Origin of the sequence: Gluconobacter sphaericus, assembly GCF_016757795.1 — a bacterium.
GTDB lineage: Bacteria > Pseudomonadota > Alphaproteobacteria > Acetobacterales > Acetobacteraceae > Gluconobacter > Gluconobacter sphaericus.
This window is the reverse complement of the sequence record NZ_CP068419.1, coordinates 2,176,635-2,194,653: the sequence shown is the minus strand read 5'-3', so window position 1 is coordinate 2,194,653 and position 18,019 is coordinate 2,176,635. Positions and strand designations below refer to the sequence as shown.

Genomic DNA, 18,019 nt, shown 5'->3' with positions numbered 1-18,019 from the left:
CCTTCAGGGCCTGTCTTCTGATCCTCAACCGTTTGATTCTTGCGCCATTTTGCAACGGTTTTCGGATTGCCCCCACTCCTTACTCAACGCCGCGACGTACCTACCTTAATAATACTTCCCTACAATTCACGTAAAAATATCACGCCATCAAACTCCGGACTAAATAGCTAGATCCCGTTTCCTGTCTGTGAACGCGGCAGGAAACGGATCAGCAGAATCAGGGCCAATATTGCAAGATAAGGAGCGGACACCCTGTTCAGGGTCTTGAAGGAGAGGAAGAAGTGGATACCCGCCAGAATTGCAGCGGGATAGATCAGCCGGTGCAGAAACTTCCAGCGCCGCTTGAGCAAACGCAGGAAAAGGGCATTAGACGTAAGGGCAAGCGGAATAAGCAGAATGAGCGCACTCATTCCCAAAATGATGAAATAGCGGTGCGTCATATCCGCCCACAGGACTGACAAGTCAAAGCCATGATCGAGGCCGACATAGACCAGCAGGTGCAGACTGGCATAGAAAAACGTCAACAGACCGGTCAGGCGCCGGTATCGAAGCAGGTTCAGACCTGTGAAGCGCCTCAGCGGCACGAGAGCAAGACAGACCAGCAGGAACCGGAATGCCCAGAGACCCAGTGAGCGTTCAAAGACATTAACGGGATCAGCACCGAGCGCACCGTGTTGCCCCTGCCAGACAAGCCACACTGCCGGGATCATGCCAATCGGATACAGAACCAGACGCCAGTGCCGTTTCAGAACACCGGATATCTCTGGAACAGCATGCGGAGGAAGCGCCTGCATCAGAAATTTTTCCGCAGATCCATGCCACGATAAAGATCTGCAACCTGCTCCCCGTAACCGTTGAACATCAAGGTTGGCTGCCGCTTGGCGCCGAACAGGGAATGCGCGCCAATGACCCGCTCGGTCGCCTGGCTCCAGCGGGGATGATCGACCTGCGGATTGACGTTGGCGTAGAAGCCGTATTCGTCAGGAGCGAGCCTGTTCCACGTTGTCGGAGGCTCATGGTCCAACAGCCGGATGCGCTGGATCGATTTGATACCCTTGAACCCATACTTCCATGGCACAACAAGCCGCAGAGGGGCGCCATTCTGGTTCGGCAAGGTCTCACCGTAAATGCCGAGCGCCAGTAGGGTCAGCGGATTCATGGCCTCATCCAGACGCAACCCCTCAACGTAAGGCCATTGGATGCCGGACAGGGCTTCGTTCTGGCCGGGCATTTCAGAGGGGCGTACAATGCTCTCGAAAGCAACGTGCGTGGCGCGGGGATCGGGATCGGCATCCTTCAGCAGCGTGGCAAGTGGTATACCATCCCAGGGGATGACCATGGACCATGCCTCCACACAGCGCATGCGATAGATGCGCTCCTCGATTGCCGGGGAGCGCAGAAGCTGCTCCACATCCAGCCGGACCGGCTTGCGAACAAGACCCGTGATTTCCAACGTCCATGGCAGTGGATGGAAATCCTGCGAATGGGCAGCGGGGTCGCCCTTGTCCATGCCGAATTCATAGAAATTGTTGTAATGGGTCACGTCTTCCTTGGGCGTGGGCGTGAGGTTACCGGAATACGGTCCGGGATGTGTTTTAAGTGAAGCCGCGTTTGCCGCGCCCGCAAGCGTCGTCAGAGCCGCTGCGCCGCCGATAAGGCTGCGTCGGGAGAGATACATCTCTTTGGGAGTGATTTCGGATGGCAGGGGACGGGGGTAGCGAAAAAGTGCCATGATCAATTTCCGGACTGTGCAAAACTCTGGCACCTATGATGCGTGAGTCTATTGTAACGCATCACAAGGAGCCAGTTTCCATGTCCAGTCCAAAGATCGGTTTTATCGGTTATGGCGCCATGGCCCAGCGTATGGGGGCCAATCTTCGAAAAGCCGGTTATCCGGTTGTGGCGTTCGCCCCGTCAGGTGGCAAGGATGAAACGGAAATGCTCCCCTCGCCACGCGCGATTGCCGAGGCAGCCGAGATCATCATCTTCTGTGTGCCGAATGATGCGGCTGAAAACGAATCCCTGCATGGTGAGAACGGCGCGCTTGCCGCTCTGACGCCCGGCAAGCTGGTCCTCGACACCTCCACCGTCTCCCCCGATCAAGCCGATGCCTTTGCCCGTCTTGCTGTCGAACATGGGTTTTCCCTTCTGGATGCCCCCATGTCCGGCAGCACGCCTGAAGCCGAGAGCGGCGATCTCGTCATGCTGGTGGGCGGTGATGAGGCGACGATCAAGCGCGCGCAGCCGATTCTGGATGTCATCGGCAAACTGACGATCCATGCCGGTCCTGCTGGTTCGGCTGCACGACTGAAACTGGTTGTGAACGGTGTGATGGGGGCAACGCTCAATATCATCGCGGAAGGCGTGTCTTACGGGCTTGCCGCAGGACTGGACCGCGATGTCGTATTCGAGACGCTTCAGCAGGTGGCCGTCGTCAGCCCGCATCACAAGCGCAAGCTGAAGATGGGCCAGAACCGGGAATTCCCGTCGCAGTTCCCCACACGCCTTATGTCCAAGGACATGGGCCTTCTGCTGGATGCCGGACGCAAGGTCTGCGCGTTCATGCCCGGCATGGCCGTCGCCGATCAGGCGCTGGCCCTTTCAAACCGTCTGCATGCGGATGAGGACTACTCGGCCCTCATCGGTGCGATGGAACACAGCGTTGCCAATCTTCCCCATAAATGAGAACGATATGCGGGAGCGGCTGTCTCTGAGGACGGTCACCTCGCCTTACTGTGCCAAGGAGTGACATCATGGCTTTCGAACTTCCTCCCCTGCCCTATGCAGAAAATGCCCTCGCCGGTGCTGGCATGTGCCAAGAAACGCTGGAACTGCACCACGACAAGCACCATCAGGCTTATGTCACGGCCCTGAATGGTTTCGTCGAAAGCAAGCCGGAACTGGCTGGCAAGACGCTTGAAGAGATCATCGCGTTCTCCCACGGCAAGCCCGAGATCGCTCCGGTCTTCAACAATGCGGGCCAGCACTGGAACCACATCCTGTTCTGGAAGAACCTGTCCCCCAAGGGTGGCCAGATCCCGACCGGTCTGGAAAAGAAGATCGCTGAAGACTTCGGCTCTGTCGAAGAATTCAAGAAGCTCTTCAAGCAGGCTGCCACGACGCAGTTCGGCTCTGGCTGGGCCTGGCTGGTTCTGGACAAGTCCGGCAAGCTTGCTGTGACGAAGACGGCAAACGGCTCCAACCCGCTGGCCGAAGGCCAGGGCAAGGCGCTGCTGGGCCTCGACGTCTGGGAACACGCCTATTACCTCGATTTCCGCAATCGTCGTCCGGATTACATCACGAACTATCTGGACAAGCTCGCCAACTACGAGTTTGCGGAAGCTGAACTGAAGTCTGCCTGATCCCTCTCGGGTTCATCAGACAAAAAAACGCCCCGTCCGGTTCTCCGGGCGGGGCGTTTTTCGTGAACGGTTTTTTTTGAAACCCTACTCAGGAATCGTTAGCCGGCTTTTCGCGGGATGTGATGTTCGTGATGGTGCTGCGGACAATCTTCACGCGCACGCCCTGGGCGATCTCAACGTCCACTTCATCGCTGTCGTCCCGCGTGGCCTGCACGACGCCAACGATGCCGCCTGCCGTCACGATGCGATCGCCACGACGCAGGGAGCCCTGCTCGTCACGTAGCTTACGCGCGCGCTGCTGCTGGGGACGGATCAGCAGGAAATAGAACACCACGAAGATGAAAATCATCGGGGCGAACTGAAGCACCTGCGGATTGGACAGGAGGCCACCACCATCGGCGGCCTGGGCGGAAGAAATGAACAGACTGCTCATGGATGTAAGGGTCCAGTCTTGAGTGAAGCTGGCGGGGACCATATCGTCCGGGGGCTGCCCGTCAAGCACGGCGCTGTTGTCTTTTGATTTCAACCCCTCGTTCCGGAACCGTTTCCCATGACCGACCATGCCCTGCTCAGTGTTCTCGAACGTATTGCCGACAGCCTGGAACGGATGAGCCCGCCCCCCCCGAGCGCGGACACCCTTCATCGGCATGATGCTTTTCTGTGGCAGGCCGCGCTCGGGGTGCTGACGCCGGTGGAGAAGGTTTCGGCCGTACCGCTGTCGCTCCTGAGCGGCGTAAAGCGGCAGATGGATCAGGTGATGACCAATACGCGGCATTTCGCGGAAGGATTCAGCGCCAACAATGTCATGCTCTGGGGCGCGCGCGGGATGGGGAAATCTTCGCTCGTAAAAGCGTCTGTCGCCGAGGTGAACGCGGAACAGCGAGCCAAGAGCGGCGGGACACTCGCACTGATCGAGATCCAGCGGGACGAGCTTTCGTCGCTGCCGAAGCTACTGGCCGTTCTGCGCACCACGAAACGCCGCTGCATCCTGTTCTGCGATGACCTGTCATTCGAGAGTCAGGACGCGGACTACAAATCCCTCAAATCCGTACTCGATGGCGGGATCGGCGGACGTCCTGAGAACGTCCTGATCTATGCCACGTCAAACCGGCGTCACCTGATGCCGCGGGACATGATCGAGAACGAGACGGGCAGTGCGATCAACCCGTCGGAAGCGATTGAGGAAAAGGTCTCCCTGTCAGACCGGTTCGGTCTGTGGATCGGGCTGTATGGCGCGACGCAGGACGATTACCTGGCGATCGTTGAAGCCTATGCGGCTTATTACAAACTACCGGTTCCACGCGATGAGCTCCGCCGGAAAGCCTTGCAATGGGCCATGGCGCGCGGCAGCCGCTCGGGTCGCGTGGCCTCGCAGTTCATTAGCGATCTGGCTGCGGAGCTAGGTATCACACTCGAACAGGAGGCCTGAATTTTACGGTTACTTTTGCTCGCACAAGACTATGATAATCGCAGCACTCGTTCCGCAGCAGTTATTCCAACGCACTGTGAGCCTGGAAATACGCATTGTGAGTGCAGCCCGCGCATGCCTGACGAAACGCCGACGCCCCCCCCCCCTGATCCGGCAGCTTTGCGAGCTTTCTCCTGACGACAAGGGCAAACGACCAAAGTCGTCTGCCTCGTCCACCGGTCAGAATGATGCGCTGATGGTGCCGAAGAACTCCCGAACGGCACCACGCTCCATCGACTGATAGTCGCCGACGGCAGGATTGTCGTTCTCGCCCATCATGGAGATGTATTTGGTGTTGAACAGATTATAAACGTTAAAGCTTGCCGTGACGTCCTTGAGAACACTCAGCTTGCCAAAACGATACTGTGCACCCGCATTGGCCAACCAGTATCCACCGATCGAAGTGTCATTCATGAAGCTGTAATAACGGCGGCTGTAGTAATTCGCATCGAAATGGGCGGTCATGCCCTTCCAGCTATAAGCAATAGCAGCCTTGTACATCCAGGCCGGGTAATTGACGATATTCTTGCCAGCCAGAGCGTAGTAGCCGCCGACCGTGTCGACATTCCGGTCGTAAGTGCCCTTGTTGTAGCTCAGGTTGTTGCTGATGCTCAGGCCGTCGATCGGAGTAACCGTGATATCACCATTCGCACCCGTCATGGAGATATGACCGAAATCAATGACCTGCGAGACCGGATTGGTCAGGGAGCCGACAGCTGCCGCCAGGATCGGGTGGATCAGGCTGGCATGATAGACGGTGGCGTTCGCCTGAAGGAACTTCGATGTGTAGCGGTAGCCGCCGAGATAGACCCAAGCCTTGGAGGGCTCTAGGGACTTCTTCTGGGCCTGGAACGTAGCCTGATCCTGCACGGAATAGACCGAGTTCGCGACGCCATAGGCCGAAACCTCATAGGCACGCATGTTCTCGGCCACGTCCACATAGATCTCGTGGTGACGGTTGATGTGCCAGTCCAGATTGACGTGCGGCAGGAAGGCCTGTGAGGCGGTCAGAGAGCCGTTCGGCAGGGCGTCGGCACCCGTCCAGTCAGCATTGTTGTACTGCGCACCGCCAGAAGTCGTCGCCGTCATGGACTTGAACCCGGCATGCAGGGTCAGGCCCTGGGCGAGCTGAATGCTGTCCTGCAGGTGGAACTGCATGACGTTCGTGGTCCACTGGAAGTTGTAACCTTCGAGGAAGGCCGGACCATAAACATCATAAGGCCCAACGGCCTTAAGCGGTGCACCATGCCCCAGAAGCGGCTGCTGATAATTGAACAGCCCTGCCTGCTGGTTGTTATTCTCGTACCAGACACCCCCTTCGAAGGTGTGACGGCCCCATTTGTAACGCAGGCTGGTGTCGAGGCCGTAGCGCTCCTGACGGTTCTGCCAGACTTCTTCGGAAAAGGGCGCACCATTCGGCGAGGGATCGTCCGAATCCGTATAGCTGTAGTAACCCGTCTGGCTGTGACCATAGATCGTGGTGTTCCAGGTCAGATGATCGGTCAGAGCAAGATCGAAATGCAGGCCGCCCATATAGTTGGTTTCGGCTTGACCACCGTCATACATGGCGATGTTAGCGCCATCGATGCCCGGTACGTTCCCATAACCGGCCGGCAGCGCGCTCGTCCCATTGGCAATCCCATAGGCCAGGGCGTAATTCGGATAGAGATGCGGCGTGCGCCAGCCAAGGTTCTTCAGGATACCGATGGATGTATCCGGATAATTCCACTGCGCCAGGCTGGACCAGTTGAAGAAGGCAGACATGCGGCTGCGTTCATTGATCGGCTGGACGAGCTTGGCATCGACCTGCTGCATGAACTGGTCTCCGCTCCCCATCCACATGCCTTCATCGGTGCGGGCATAGGACGTATAGAACTTCGTACCGGTCGAATTTAGCTTTCCGGAGTCCAAGCGGACATAGGTACGATACGAGCCGTAACTGCCGAAAGACTGGCTGACCTTGCCCCCACGTTTGCCCTCGGGGTCCGAAGAGCCAATCTGGATCGTGCCGCCCAGCGTGTTGGTTGAAGGCAGTTCGACCGAACCTGCGCCCTGCGACATGCGCATGGATTGGATATCGTCAGGAATGATGGCCGACGCAAGGCTCATGCCGCTGACGGACTGATACGTCTGGTCGTTCAGCGGAACACCATCTACCGTAACGCCCATCTGGTTCATGAAGAAGCCGCGAACGTAAAGATTGGCGCCGAAACTGTCGATTCCGAACGGATCGGTGGAACTGAAGCTCACGCCCGGCGTGCGGTCGAGCATTTTGTAAGCACTGGTCCCCGGAACATACTGGCGCATGATCGCCTTGGAGACGGCCTGCTCGGCATCGCGGCCCGTCAACTGACGACCGGTAACAGCGACGCTTTCTGTTGCATGGGATTCCAGTGCCTTGCTCTGGCGGCGGGCAGGCACGTTCCAGGTCGGCGTGTTTTTGCCTCCCGCAGTCTGAGCGGTATTCCCGGCATGGCGCGCGGCCACATGCGTGCGAGCATGTGCCGTAACCGGCGCCGCATCATCAGCAACCTGAAGAGGCGGATGACCCGCAGCCAGGGCTGACTGACGGACTGCAAACAGTGCGATGGAGGAAAGAAACAGGGATCTGGTTCGCACCGTGGCCGAAACTCCGGAAACTGGGATTTATAAACTTTGGGAAGCGGTCTCCTAAACGTGCCTGCGCCGCCCGCAAAGCGCCAGCATTGCCAGATGATGTTTCAATGACACCAGAAAGATGGTTTTTGTGCCGCATGTTGCGGGAAAGACGCGCTGCGTCGGTGAAGAATGATCTCTTCCTGTGGTGGGGCTTTGCCTGTTAAGTTCATTCTCAACAAGACGACGTCGCGGTTTCATCACGGATCAGGATACTCATGTCGCAGACTATTTCTGCCTCTTCTGCTGCCGCCGAAAGCACATCTCCGAACCCGGATCGGGTCATCGACCCGAATATCGGTGAATATTCTCCCGTAGAAGATGTAATCCGGAAGAGCGGGGATCTTCGACGCGTCCTGTCCAATCCTGACTACTGGTACCCGGTTGCCTGGTCGCGCGAACTTAAGCGCGGCAAGACCATCGGCACGCGTTATGCCGGACAGCCGATCGCACTCATACGCCCCATGGACGGCAGCGTATTCGCATTGGAAGACCGCTGCGCGCACCGGCAGGTTCCGCTTAGCCTCGGCAAGGTCAGTGGTGAAGCGGTCCAGTGCTGCTACCACGGATGGGCCTATGGCCGTTCGGGCCGCTGCATCGACGTGCCTTATCTGGGCAAGGGCAAGCTTCCGAACGGTGTGCGGACCTATCCGTGCCGCGAGGAGGGCGGGCTGATCTTCATCTTCCCGGGCGATCCGGCAAAAGCCGAGAGTACACCGTTTCCGCAGTTGGGCTCGGTAGGCAACCCCGAATACAAGACCCGCCGTTTCGGCGAGACCGTCTCGTGCCATTACAGTTTCATGCATGAGAACCTGATGGATATGAACCATCAGTTCATGCACATGAAGCAGATGGGCCAAATGAAACCCCGCTTCCTGGGCGGGCGGGACGAACCCACACTGGTCGAAGCGCGCTATAGTTTTGCCCGGACCGGCGGCAAGCAGCCCTGGGGCGAGACATTCATTTTCGGCGAGCGCCGCGACGCGAGCGAAAAATACGCCCACAAGGACGTCATGACGATCCGGACGGAATATCCATACCAGACACTACGCATCGCGACGGGTGACGAGCCGCCGGTCATGGATCTGTGGATCGTCTATGTCCCGCAGGATGCGGAGCAGAAGACCTGCCGCGTGTTCGGACTACTCTCGATCCGCCGCCCGAAGGCGAAGCTGGTTCTAGACATTGCCTGGCCGTTTCTGGTTGCATTCACGGAGCGGATCTTCAAGGAAGACCGGGACATCGTGGAGCTGGAACAGGCTGCGTGGAACGAACAGGGCGGCGACCGCAATCAGGAAGTCTTCCCGGTCATCAACATGCTACGCCGGCTTCTGGCCCGCTGTGGCGTTCCGACCGACAAGCCCGCGGACGATCAGGTGTCTTCATCCTGACATGACACCAGAACTCAAGGCAGGGGAACTGGTTCTGCGCTCCCTGCAGCCAGGTGACGCTCCGGCAATCCATCGTCTCATCAATGACTGGAGCGTCGTGCGGATGCTCAGTCGTCTGCCCTTCCCCTATCCCCGCGAACTGGCGGAGCAGTGGATCGACTCCACTCGCCGCGACAGCGCCCAGGGCATCGCACATCACTTCGCCATCACCCGCGACGGAGCCCTGCTGGGCGCAATCGCGCTGGTACTGTCTAATGACCGGCGTTCAGGGTCGCTCGGATACTGGCTGGCCCCGACGGCGTGGGGACAGGGTCTAACCACGCTGGCGGGTCAGCGCGTCGTGGAATGGGGCCTAACGGTTCTGCAACTGGAGAGAATCACGGCCGACGCCGCACAGGACAATGTCGCATCAGCGGCAGTTCTAGGAAAACTCGGCTTTGTGAAGACGGGAACATCCAGCCGACGTTTCGTCTCGCGCGGGCAGGACTGCCCGATCGATCTGTTCGAGCTGCCGCGCTCAACGTTTCTCACAAAGACGCTGGAGCCAGTCGAGGCGCCAGCTCCCCCTCCCGCTGAGGCCATTTCAGTCGTCGCAGAACGGCCAAAACCCCGGACATTGCTGGTCGTGGCGGCTGCCCTGCTTGATGCTCAAGGACGGATCCTTCTTGCCAGGCGTCCGGAAGGGAAGCGTCTTGCGGGACTTTGGGAGTTCCCCGGTGGCAAGGTCGAGCGCGACGAAACACCTGAGCAGGCGCTGATTCGGGAAATGCGCGAGGAACTGGGGCTGGATCTGACGGGGGCCTGTCTGGCGCCCTTCACCTTCGTTAGCGAAAACGCCGGGCCGTTTCATCTGCTGATGCCGCTTTACGTGGTGCGACGCTGGCGGGGTGTTCCCACCCCGCGCGAAGGCCAGACGCTGGAATGGGTCGCGGCCGCCGATCTCGGCCGCTATGCCATGCCCGATCCTGACCTTCCCCTGATCCCGCTTCTGCAGGAACTTCTGGGCTAGGTCAGCCGTTCAGGCGGAACACCTGCTGCGGAACACCCGCGACATCCGTGCGGAAGGTGAACAAGGAGCCGGACTGCGGCTCTTTCGCCAACGTCTCTGCGTCCAGTCCCTTGCGCGCCGTCGTCACGAAAACTGTTTTCAGGTCATCGCCACCGAAAGCGACTTTCGTGACATTCGTGGCGGACATGGGAATCGGCGGCAGTTCCGTACCATCCGGCTTGAAACGCGCCACACGCCCACCACCCCAGGCTCCACACCAGATGGTCCCTTCACTGTCGGTCACGATCCCGTCGGGGTAGCCATGCTCCAGTCGGGCGAAGACACGCTCATTGGCGAGATCGCCATCTGCTTTGATATCGAAGGCGTAGATCGTCTGCTCCGGGCTATCGCAGACATACAGCACCTTGCCGCACGGAGAGACGGCGGGACCGTTGGAGACGGTATAGCCTTCGTCGTGATGGGTGATGTTCAGCCCCTTGCCGTCGTGAACGACGCGATAGATTGAGCCGGAGGGATTTTCCTCACCATCGTCCATCGTACCGAACCAGACGCGCCCCTGCGGATCGACACAGCCGTCATTGAGCCGGTTGCGGGGCTTTTCGGCTTCCACGATCGTATGCTCGGAGAAGCTGCCGTTACGCGGGTCGAAGCGGCGCAGCCCGTCCGGCATCCCGGCCAGGAATGTTCCGTCCGCGACTGGAAGCAGGAACGCCACGCGGTCCGGCGCGGACCATGTCTGATGGGCACCGCTGGCGGGTGTAAAGCGATGGATCTTCGCTTCGGGGATATCCACGAAATACAGGCTTTTTTCACCCTCAATCCAGACAGGCCCCTCCCCAAGCGTCGTTCGCAGATCGAGAATGCATTCGGGCTGGTAAAGCATGATGCTGGTCATGGTTCCTCCTGATGAAAACGAAATTCCAGAGCGGGTTTGTCCTCGACAACGCGAGGGGAGCCGTTACGTTCTGTGCTGAAGACTATCAGGAGCGGACAGATGCTTCAAAAAACTGCGTGTTTTCTCGTCATCGGCAACGAGATCCTCTCGGGGCGCACACAAGACGCCAATACCCGGGTTCTGGCCCAGGCGCTCAATGCGCAGGGCATCCGGCTCATGGAAGTACGGGTCATTCCGGACATCGAAGAGCGGATCGTGCGAACGCTCCGCGAATGCAGCGCGGCATTCGATCTCGTTTTCACGTCAGGCGGCATCGGCCCCACGCATGACGACATCACGGCCGAATGCGTCGCAACCGCGATGGGAGCACCGCTGGCCCGGCATGAGGAAAGCTTCCAACTGCTGGAAGCCGCGCTAGGTGCGGACCGGTTCAACGCAGCCCGCCAGCGCATGGCCTATCTGCCGAAGGGCTCCACGCCGATTCTTAACACGGTATCAGTGGCGCCCGGCTTTAGTATCGGCAACGTTCATGTCATGGCCGGCGTACCGTCGATTTTTGCATCAATGGTCGCGTGGCTAGTGCCGCAGCTGGAAAAGGGCGCACCGCTCGTTTCCGCCAGCTGGCACGCCGCAGGCCTGAAGGAAGGCGATTTTGCCGCCGATCTGGCGACGCTGCAGAGAACATTCCCGACGGTCGATCTCGGGTCCTATCCCTACCATCTGACTGATGGCGCAAGCGGCGTGGCACTAGTCGCCAAGGGCTATGAAGCGGGTCTAGTCGAGAAAGCGGCCCTGGCGCTGCATGATCTCATCATGGCGCATGGACGCGAGCCACTGGCCGGTGAAGCGGCGCACAAGCAACCAGCCTGAAAAAACAAAGCCGCTGCAGGGAAGCAGCGGCTTTTGAAGGCTTCCTCAATGCAGAGGGGCGCGGGTCATGGAGAGGAACTTGTCCCGGCGTTTCTGGATCAGTGCCGGTCCGGTGAGACCCTGAAGGGAGGTAAGCTCGTCAGCAATCGCATTCCCGACCGCCTTGACAGCTTCTTCCGGAGCACGCTGGGCGCCACCGAGGGGCTCTGGAATGATACGGTCGATCACACCGAGGGATTGAAGGTCCTGTGCCGTCAGCTTGAGGGCTTCCGCTGCAGCCGGAGCCAGCTTCGGATCGCGCCACAGGATGGACGCCGCTGCTTCTGGCGAAATCACGGAATAGATCGAGTGCTCGAGCATCAGGATGCGGTCGCCCGCGCCGATGGCAATGGCACCGCCAGAACCGCCCTCGCCGATCACGGTCACGATCAGCGGCACGGGAGCCTTGAGGCAGACATCGATCGACTTCGCGATAGCCTGAGCCTGTCCGCGCGCTTCGGCATCGATTCCCGGCCACGCGCCGGCGGTGTCGATGAAGCTCAGGACCGGCAGTCCAAAACGTCCGGCCATTTCGATCAGGCGCTGCGCCTTACGATAACCCTCGGGACGGGCCATGCCGAAATTGTGCTTCAGGCGCGTTTCGGTGTCGTGACCACGCTCAGTTCCGACAACAACAACCGGCTCGCCACGAAAACGGGCCAGGCCACCGATCATGGCGTTATCGTCACCGAAGGCGCGGTCACCGGCCAGCGGCGTATAATCCGTGGTCAACAGACGAACGTAGTCCAGCGCCTTGGGGCGCTGGGCGTGACGGGCCACCTGCACTTTTTGCAGCGGCGTCAACTTGGCATAGGTCGAGCGGAGCTGCTTGTCAGCCTTTTCAGACAGACGGGCAATCTCGTCATCGATATTAATGCCGCTGGTGCCGGAGTCCTTGCCCTGGCTGCCCATCTGGCGGAGTTCGTCGATCTTGGTCTCGAGTTCGGCGACCGACTTCTCGAAATCTAGGAATTGGCGCATGGCCAGCCGGATAGCACGCCTGCGCGTCCGGAAACAGTCCCTCCGACATGTGGAATGATCTGTTCAGTCCGCGTCGATCGGGGGCACTGCTTTCTGCGCCAGCGGATGATGCATCGCCACGGCCTGTTGCAGGCGTTCGGACATGACCTGCGTATATATCTGGGTTGTGGCGATATCCGCATGCCCCAGCAGCATCTGAAGCGCCCTCAGATCGGCCCCGTGCGCCAGAAGATGGCTGGCGAAGGAGTGCCTCAGGACATGGGGGCTGACACGGTCAGGGTCCAGCCCGGCTTTCAGGGCGCAGGCGAGCAGGATCTTGTCGAATCCCTGCCGTGTCAGATGTCTCTGCGGATTGCGTCCGGGAAAAAGCCAAGGACTGCAGAGATCGCGATCGAAATGCACGAGTTGATCCGCCGCCTCCCGCGCACTCTGGGACAAAGGCACCAGTCGTTCGCGTCCACCTTTCCCACGAACCAGCAGCATAGGTCCACGGACAAGCACACAGGTTGCCGGCAAAGCCAGCAGTTCGGAAATGCGCAGGCCAGTCGTATAGAGCAACTCCAGCGCCGCGCGGGAGACGATATCCCGGCGCTCATTTTCATGTCCGCGCGTACCGGTTTCCAGCAAGAGGCGGATTTCGTCTTCATCCAGCGGCCTGGGAAGAGAGGACGTTATTCGGGGGGCCTGCTGGCGCTCAGTTGGATCGTCCTCGCGTACCGACTCGAGCATCAGAAAACGATAGAACTGGCGCAGGCAGGAGAGACGCCGGGCCGCTGTCCGCGCCGCCAGTCCAGCACGGGAGAGTTCCGCAAGATAGGACCGAACCTCCTCTCCCCGGGCTTCAAAAAGGGAGAGCGGCGCGCAGTGTGTTGCGAAATCGGCAAGGTCAGAGGCGTAGGCCTGACGGGTTTTCAGCGCCGCGCCGCGCTCGGCGGCAAGCATCTCCAGAAAAGCCTCGACATGCCTGTTCTCTACCTGGGCGTCACTGTCGCGCGCCATGAAGAGCGGATCAGTGCGCAGGAAGCGGAGCGACAGGTGTGGGCTGGGCTGGCGATGCCTTGGGAGCCGGCATCGTCGGCAGCGGCGTGGAAGGCGTCAGCTGGGCAACGGGGGCAGCCGCGACGGGAGCAGAAGCCGGAGCCGGCTGGGCTGCAGGCATCGGTCCGGTTGCTGGCACAGGCGGCATAGCGGGGAGCGCAGCCTGCGGAGCGGAGGAAGCTGCGAACGCGCCTCCGGGCAGATCCTTGTGGACCATGGTCTGGACAGGTGGGGTGGCGGTCATGCCCAGACGCAAAAACGCTCCGCCGGCGCCCAGAACAAGAAGGACGGCAACAGCCCCACCGATCATCGGCAGGCGGAAAAGGGAACGATCAAGATTTGCCATTGGAAAAGGTCTCGAAGTGAAGGCAGGACGTGCTCCTTCTCCTATGATAGGTAGCAGGGCATGTCACGCCTGCCTTTCCCCCTTTCAGCCAAGCCAGAACCCTTTTTCTCACCCGATGGCATACCGTCACGCACGGTTGTGCTCGTTGGAATGATGGGGGCTGGCAAAACCACCATCGGACGGCGCCTTGCCCAAATCTGCGGGCTGCCGTTCGTGGATGCCGATATCGAGATCGAAAGAGCGGCTGGCTGTTCGATTCCCGAAATCTTCGCCCGCCATGGCGAGGCATCGTTCCGGGACGGCGAACGCCGCGTCATCCAGCGACTCCTCGACGGTCCACCCTGCATCCTTGCAACGGGCGGTGGGGCCTGGATGGATGCCCAGACGCGCCATCTGGTCCGCCGTCATGCGGTTTCGGTCTGGCTGCGTGCCCCGGTGCATGTCCTCGTCAAGCGGGTTGCCGGACGTACAGGACGTCCGCTTCTGGCGCAGGGACGCCCGGATGAAGTGCTGGAGCGGCTGGTCGGGCTGCGTTACCCCGTCTACGCCGAGGCGGACATCATTATCGATTGTGGAGATGATACAGTGGAACAGGGCGTGCAGCGCGTACGGGAAGTCCTGGAAGAATATCGTAGGCCAGAGACAGTTCACGTGTCGCTCAGCCATCATAATTATGATGTGCTGATTGGACCGGGTCTCATTTCTCGGGCAGGCGCCCGGCTGGCCGCGCACCTGCCCCAAAAGCGCGTCATCGTCATTACAGATGCAACCGTGGCTGAACTGCATCTGCCGCGACTTCTGGCATCGTTCGAGGAGACCGGCATCCGCGCGGATGTGATTTCGGTTTCAGGCGGCGAGGAAAGCAAGTCCCTCGCCTGCTACGGCGATGTCATGAACCAGCTTCTATCCACAGGCATCGAACGCAAGACAACCATTGTCGCCCTAGGTGGTGGCGTCGTGGGCGATCTGGCCGGCTTTGTCGCAGCGACAGCCCTGCGTGGGCTGCCCTTCGTACAGATCCCGACCACACTTCTTTCGCAAGTGGACAGCAGCGTCGGCGGCAAAACAGGCATCAATGCCGCGGCAGGTAAGAACCTGATCGGGGCGTTCCATCAGCCCATCGCAGTTCTCGCCGACAGCTCCGCGCTGGCGACCCTGCCCCGTCGCCAGCGGATTGCAGGATATGCCGAAATCGTCAAATCCGGCCTCATTGCCGATCCGGAGCTGTTCGCCTGGTGCGAAGCACATGGACACGCAGTGCTGGACGGCGATCCCGCGGCTCTAGCAGAGGCTGTGCGTCGGGCCTGCGCCTTCAAGGCAGCGGTCGTGGTGGCAGATGAAAAAGAACAAGCTTCTGTCGGCGGCCGGGCGCTGCTCAATCTGGGACATACGTTCGGGCACGCTTTGGAAGCAGAACTGGGATATGACGGACGCCTGCTCCACGGCGAAGGGGTCTCGATCGGGATTCATCTGGCCATGACCCTATCTGTGGAACTTGGTTACGCGCCAGTCGAAGACCTGCACCGACTGGACTGTCATCTGCGCAATCTCGACATGCCGGTGAGTTTTGACTGGTTCCGGGAGTCGTTCTCCGCCGATACGCTTCTGCGCCACATGACTCGGGACAAGAAAATGCAGGATGGGAAGGTTGCCTTCGTTCTGCTGCGCGGGATCGGGAAGGCCTTCACAACCCGTGATATTTCTTCAGAAATAGTGCGTAATCTACTCATCCGCGAAGGCTGCCGCCCGTGAGGAATCTTAAAATTCCGTCACATGACAGCTAAATAACTGTTTTACCTCCATTTTTGCATAGCTGATTTCTACTCCAGCCTCTGGCTTCTGCTGGAACCATGAGCTAAGGCAACATAGACGCGAGGCGTAGATCGTGAAGCGGGCGAAATGGAATGTGGCTTTTATGTCACTCCCCTACCCCGAGTAGAGCCTGAAGGCCCTGACTGGCTTTGTCGCAGGGAACTCTGCGCTCTATATGCGCTTATGCATCGCGCTGGGTCCGTTGGCGAAAGCATTTTCCAACGGCTCGAACGTTAGTCACTAAGAGGACGAAAACATGCGTCTCCGCACGGCACTCCTTGCCATGACGTCGATGGTCGCCGCACCGTCGCTTGCCATGGCCAGCACGATCACCGGCCCCTATGTCAACATTGGCGGTGGTTACAACCTGGTTCAGCAGCAGCACGGCTCCTTCTCGCCGACAACGCAGGCTGACGGCACGAGCAGCAACGCTGCTTCGAGCTCCCGCTACCGCCACCACGACGGCTTCACCGGTTTCGGTTCATTCGGCTGGGGCTTCGGTAACGGCCTGCGCGTTGAAGTCGAGGGTCTGTACAACTACTCTCAGATCAACCACCGTCGCCCGACGGCTGTTAACGGCATGACCCACGGGTCCGACCAGGCTTATGGCGGCCTCGTCAACGTGCTGTATGACATCGATCTCGCCAACTTCGGCCTGAACGTCCCCGTCACGCCGTTCGTCGGTGTCGGCGCTGGCTATCTGTGGCAGCACTACAACCCGACCACGACCAACTACGTGAACGGCGCTGTTGACCGCATGGGCGGCACGCAGGGCAGCTTCGCGTACCAGGGCATCGTCGGTGCAGCCTACGACATCCCGAACGTTCCGGGTCTGGCCATCACGACGGAATACCGCTTCATCGGTCAGGACTTTGTCAACGGTCCGTATCATTCCACGGCCTACAACGCTTCCGGCGTGCACAAGGGCAACGTGAACTTCGACCAGCGCTTCTCGCACCAGTTCATCCTGGGCCTGCGCTATGCCTTCGACACGGCTCCGCCGCCGCCGCCGCCGGCTCCGGTTGTTGTTCCGCCGGCTCCGACCCCGGCCCGCACGTATCTCGTGTTCTTCGACTGGGACAAGTCTGACCTGACGGGCCGCGCCCGTGAGATCGTCGCCCAGGCAGCCCAGGCTTCCACGCACGTCCAGACGACGCGCATCGAAGTCAACGGCTACACGGATAACTCTGCTGCTCACCCGGGTCCCCGCGGCGAGAAGTACAACCTGGGTCTGTCCAACCGTCGCGCTTCCAGCGTGAAGGCTGAGCTGATCCGTGACGGTGTGCCGGCTGCTGCCATCGACATCCACGGCTACGGCGAGTCCAAGCCGCTGGTTCCGACCGGCCCGAACACCCGCGAGCCGCAGAACCGTCGCGTCGAGATCATCCTGAAGTAATTCAGACATGATCTGACGCCGGGGTCTTCGACTTCGGTTTTGAGAAAGGCGTCCTTCGGGGCGCCTTTTTCTTTAGGTAGCCACCATACCGGAAACGAAACTCTCCTTGCAGCTGACTTTCCCTACAGGCTAGAGCGGGCGCACCCCGAGCCCCCGGAGACATGCTCCTTGTCACTCAGCCGCATTTTCTATCCACGCACCCGGTCGGAAATCATCGATCAGTTCCTGCGTTTCGGGGCGGTGGGCGGTCTAGGGTTTCTGGTGGACTGGGGAACGGTATCGCTGCTCCGCTCACCTCTGGGGCTGACCGCGGCAACCCTGACCGCATATTTCGTTGCGGCGACCGAGAACTGGCTCCTCAACCGGTTCTGGACTTTCCGCCTCTCGGCAGCCTCGAACCAGCACATGGCCCTGCAGTGGCTGCGATTCCTGCTAGCCAATTCGGTCGGCTTTCTCCTCAATCGCGGCATGGTCTTCCTGCTGTACGCAACGGTTCCGCTGACCGTTCGTCATCCAGTGATTGCACTTGCTGCAGGTGCTCTGTGCGGCATGATCGCCAATTTCAATCTTTCGCGACACCTCGTCTTCCGGGCGCAGGCTGACGGCACAATGCCGGCAGCTAACTCCAACCTATCTGTTTTCCCAGACAACAGCACCGGACCACATAACCGCAATGACTGAGGGCCGCATTTCCAAGGCGGCCACAATAGTCTAAGGACAGACAGATTATTTCCCTGTCTTCCCGGAACTGACGCTC

Annotated in this window: 17 protein-coding genes; 9 read left to right on the top strand and 8 right to left on the bottom strand. The window is 59.8% G+C overall.

Annotated features, from left to right (window positions below):
- Positions 1–167: 167 nt before the first annotated feature.
- Positions 168–794 carry a protein-methionine-sulfoxide reductase heme-binding subunit MsrQ gene (msrQ, locus tag IGS75_RS10400; RefSeq protein ID WP_202256788.1) on the bottom strand — a complete coding sequence of 209 codons (627 nt, stop codon included), beginning with the start codon at positions 792–794 and terminating at the stop codon, positions 168–170.
- Positions 794–1,732: a protein-methionine-sulfoxide reductase catalytic subunit MsrP gene (msrP, locus tag IGS75_RS10395; protein ID WP_202256787.1), complete on the bottom strand. Its 939-nt coding sequence runs from the start codon at positions 1,730–1,732 to the stop codon at positions 794–796. The genes msrQ and msrP overlap by 1 nt, the downstream gene beginning before the upstream one ends.
- A gap of 80 nt (positions 1,733–1,812) precedes the next feature.
- Here msrP and IGS75_RS10390 point away from each other — a divergent pair, with 80 nt between their 5' ends.
- Together IGS75_RS10390 and IGS75_RS10385 are read left to right on the top strand one after the other, a co-directional pair.
- Positions 1,813–2,685 (top strand): NAD(P)-dependent oxidoreductase, encoded by an 873-nt coding sequence (locus IGS75_RS10390; protein ID WP_202256786.1) that lies wholly within the window; start codon positions 1,813–1,815, stop codon positions 2,683–2,685.
- A gap of 68 nt (positions 2,686–2,753) precedes the next feature.
- Positions 2,754–3,362, top strand: coding sequence for a superoxide dismutase (locus IGS75_RS10385; protein ID WP_141349866.1), 609 nt, complete (start codon positions 2,754–2,756; stop codon positions 3,360–3,362).
- Between the two features lie 88 nt (positions 3,363–3,450).
- Here the strand turns inward: IGS75_RS10385 and yajC are convergent, their stop codons facing one another.
- The gene (gene yajC, locus IGS75_RS10380) at positions 3,451–3,795 is read right to left on the bottom strand and encodes a preprotein translocase subunit YajC (RefSeq protein ID WP_099285371.1); all 345 of its coding nucleotides are present in this window, start codon (positions 3,793–3,795) and stop codon (positions 3,451–3,453) included.
- Between the two features lie 117 nt (positions 3,796–3,912).
- Between yajC and IGS75_RS10375 the strand changes: the two genes are divergently transcribed.
- Entirely contained in the window at positions 3,913–4,791 is an 879-nt protein-coding gene (locus IGS75_RS10375) for an ATP-binding protein (RefSeq protein ID WP_202256785.1), read from the top strand.
- A 219-nt stretch (positions 4,792–5,010) separates the two neighbouring features.
- On the opposite strand, the gene IGS75_RS10370 is transcribed toward IGS75_RS10375, so the two are convergent.
- Positions 5,011–7,251: a TonB-dependent receptor gene (locus IGS75_RS10370; protein WP_373320104.1), complete on the bottom strand. Its 2,241-nt coding sequence runs from the start codon at positions 7,249–7,251 to the stop codon at positions 5,011–5,013.
- A gap of 452 nt (positions 7,252–7,703) precedes the next feature.
- Here IGS75_RS10370 and IGS75_RS10365 point away from each other — a divergent pair, with 452 nt between their 5' ends.
- Entirely contained in the window at positions 7,704–8,876 is a 1,173-nt protein-coding gene (locus IGS75_RS10365) for a Rieske 2Fe-2S domain-containing protein (protein WP_225199039.1), read from the top strand.
- Position 8,877: 1 nt separating this feature from the next.
- Entirely contained in the window at positions 8,878–9,885 is a 1,008-nt protein-coding gene (locus tag IGS75_RS10360) for a bifunctional GNAT family N-acetyltransferase/(deoxy)nucleoside triphosphate pyrophosphohydrolase (protein ID WP_141349858.1), read from the top strand.
- Between the two features lies 1 nt (position 9,886).
- Here IGS75_RS10360 and IGS75_RS10355 read toward each other — a convergent pair whose 3' ends face one another.
- Positions 9,887–10,780: an SMP-30/gluconolactonase/LRE family protein gene (locus tag IGS75_RS10355; RefSeq protein WP_141349856.1), complete on the bottom strand. Its 894-nt coding sequence runs from the start codon at positions 10,778–10,780 to the stop codon at positions 9,887–9,889.
- Positions 10,781–10,879: 99 nt separating this feature from the next.
- On the opposite strand from IGS75_RS10355, the gene IGS75_RS10350 reads away from it, so the two are divergent.
- Positions 10,880–11,650 carry a competence/damage-inducible protein A gene (locus IGS75_RS10350; RefSeq protein WP_141349853.1) on the top strand — a complete coding sequence of 257 codons (771 nt, stop codon included), beginning with the start codon at positions 10,880–10,882 and terminating at the stop codon, positions 11,648–11,650.
- A 45-nt stretch (positions 11,651–11,695) separates the two neighbouring features.
- Here the strand turns inward: IGS75_RS10350 and IGS75_RS10345 are convergent, their stop codons facing one another.
- From IGS75_RS10345 to IGS75_RS10335, 3 genes are all read right to left on the bottom strand, one after another.
- Positions 11,696–12,670, bottom strand: a complete 975-nt coding sequence (locus IGS75_RS10345) for an acetyl-CoA carboxylase carboxyltransferase subunit alpha (RefSeq protein ID WP_202256783.1) — start codon at positions 12,668–12,670, stop codon at positions 11,696–11,698.
- Between the two features lie 63 nt (positions 12,671–12,733).
- Positions 12,734–13,669 carry a tyrosine recombinase gene (locus IGS75_RS10340; protein WP_202256782.1) on the bottom strand — a complete coding sequence of 312 codons (936 nt, stop codon included), beginning with the start codon at positions 13,667–13,669 and terminating at the stop codon, positions 12,734–12,736.
- 10 nt (positions 13,670–13,679) lie between these two features.
- Positions 13,680–14,054, bottom strand: a complete 375-nt coding sequence (locus IGS75_RS10335; RefSeq protein WP_202256781.1) for a hypothetical protein — start codon at positions 14,052–14,054, stop codon at positions 13,680–13,682.
- Between the two features lie 60 nt (positions 14,055–14,114).
- Here IGS75_RS10335 and aroB point away from each other — a divergent pair, with 60 nt between their 5' ends.
- The 3 genes from aroB to IGS75_RS10320 all read left to right on the top strand — a co-directional run bounded on the left by aroB (position 14,115) and on the right by IGS75_RS10320 (position 17,943).
- Positions 14,115–15,806: a 3-dehydroquinate synthase gene (aroB, locus tag IGS75_RS10330; RefSeq protein WP_202256780.1), complete on the top strand. Its 1,692-nt coding sequence runs from the start codon at positions 14,115–14,117 to the stop codon at positions 15,804–15,806.
- 316 nt (positions 15,807–16,122) lie between these two features.
- Positions 16,123–17,262 carry an OmpA family protein gene (locus IGS75_RS10325; RefSeq protein ID WP_141349840.1) on the top strand — a complete coding sequence of 380 codons (1,140 nt, stop codon included), beginning with the start codon at positions 16,123–16,125 and terminating at the stop codon, positions 17,260–17,262.
- 168 nt (positions 17,263–17,430) lie between these two features.
- The gene (locus tag IGS75_RS10320) at positions 17,431–17,943 is read left to right on the top strand and encodes a GtrA family protein (protein WP_141349837.1); all 513 of its coding nucleotides are present in this window, start codon (positions 17,431–17,433) and stop codon (positions 17,941–17,943) included.
- Positions 17,944–18,019: the final 76 nt, after the last annotated feature.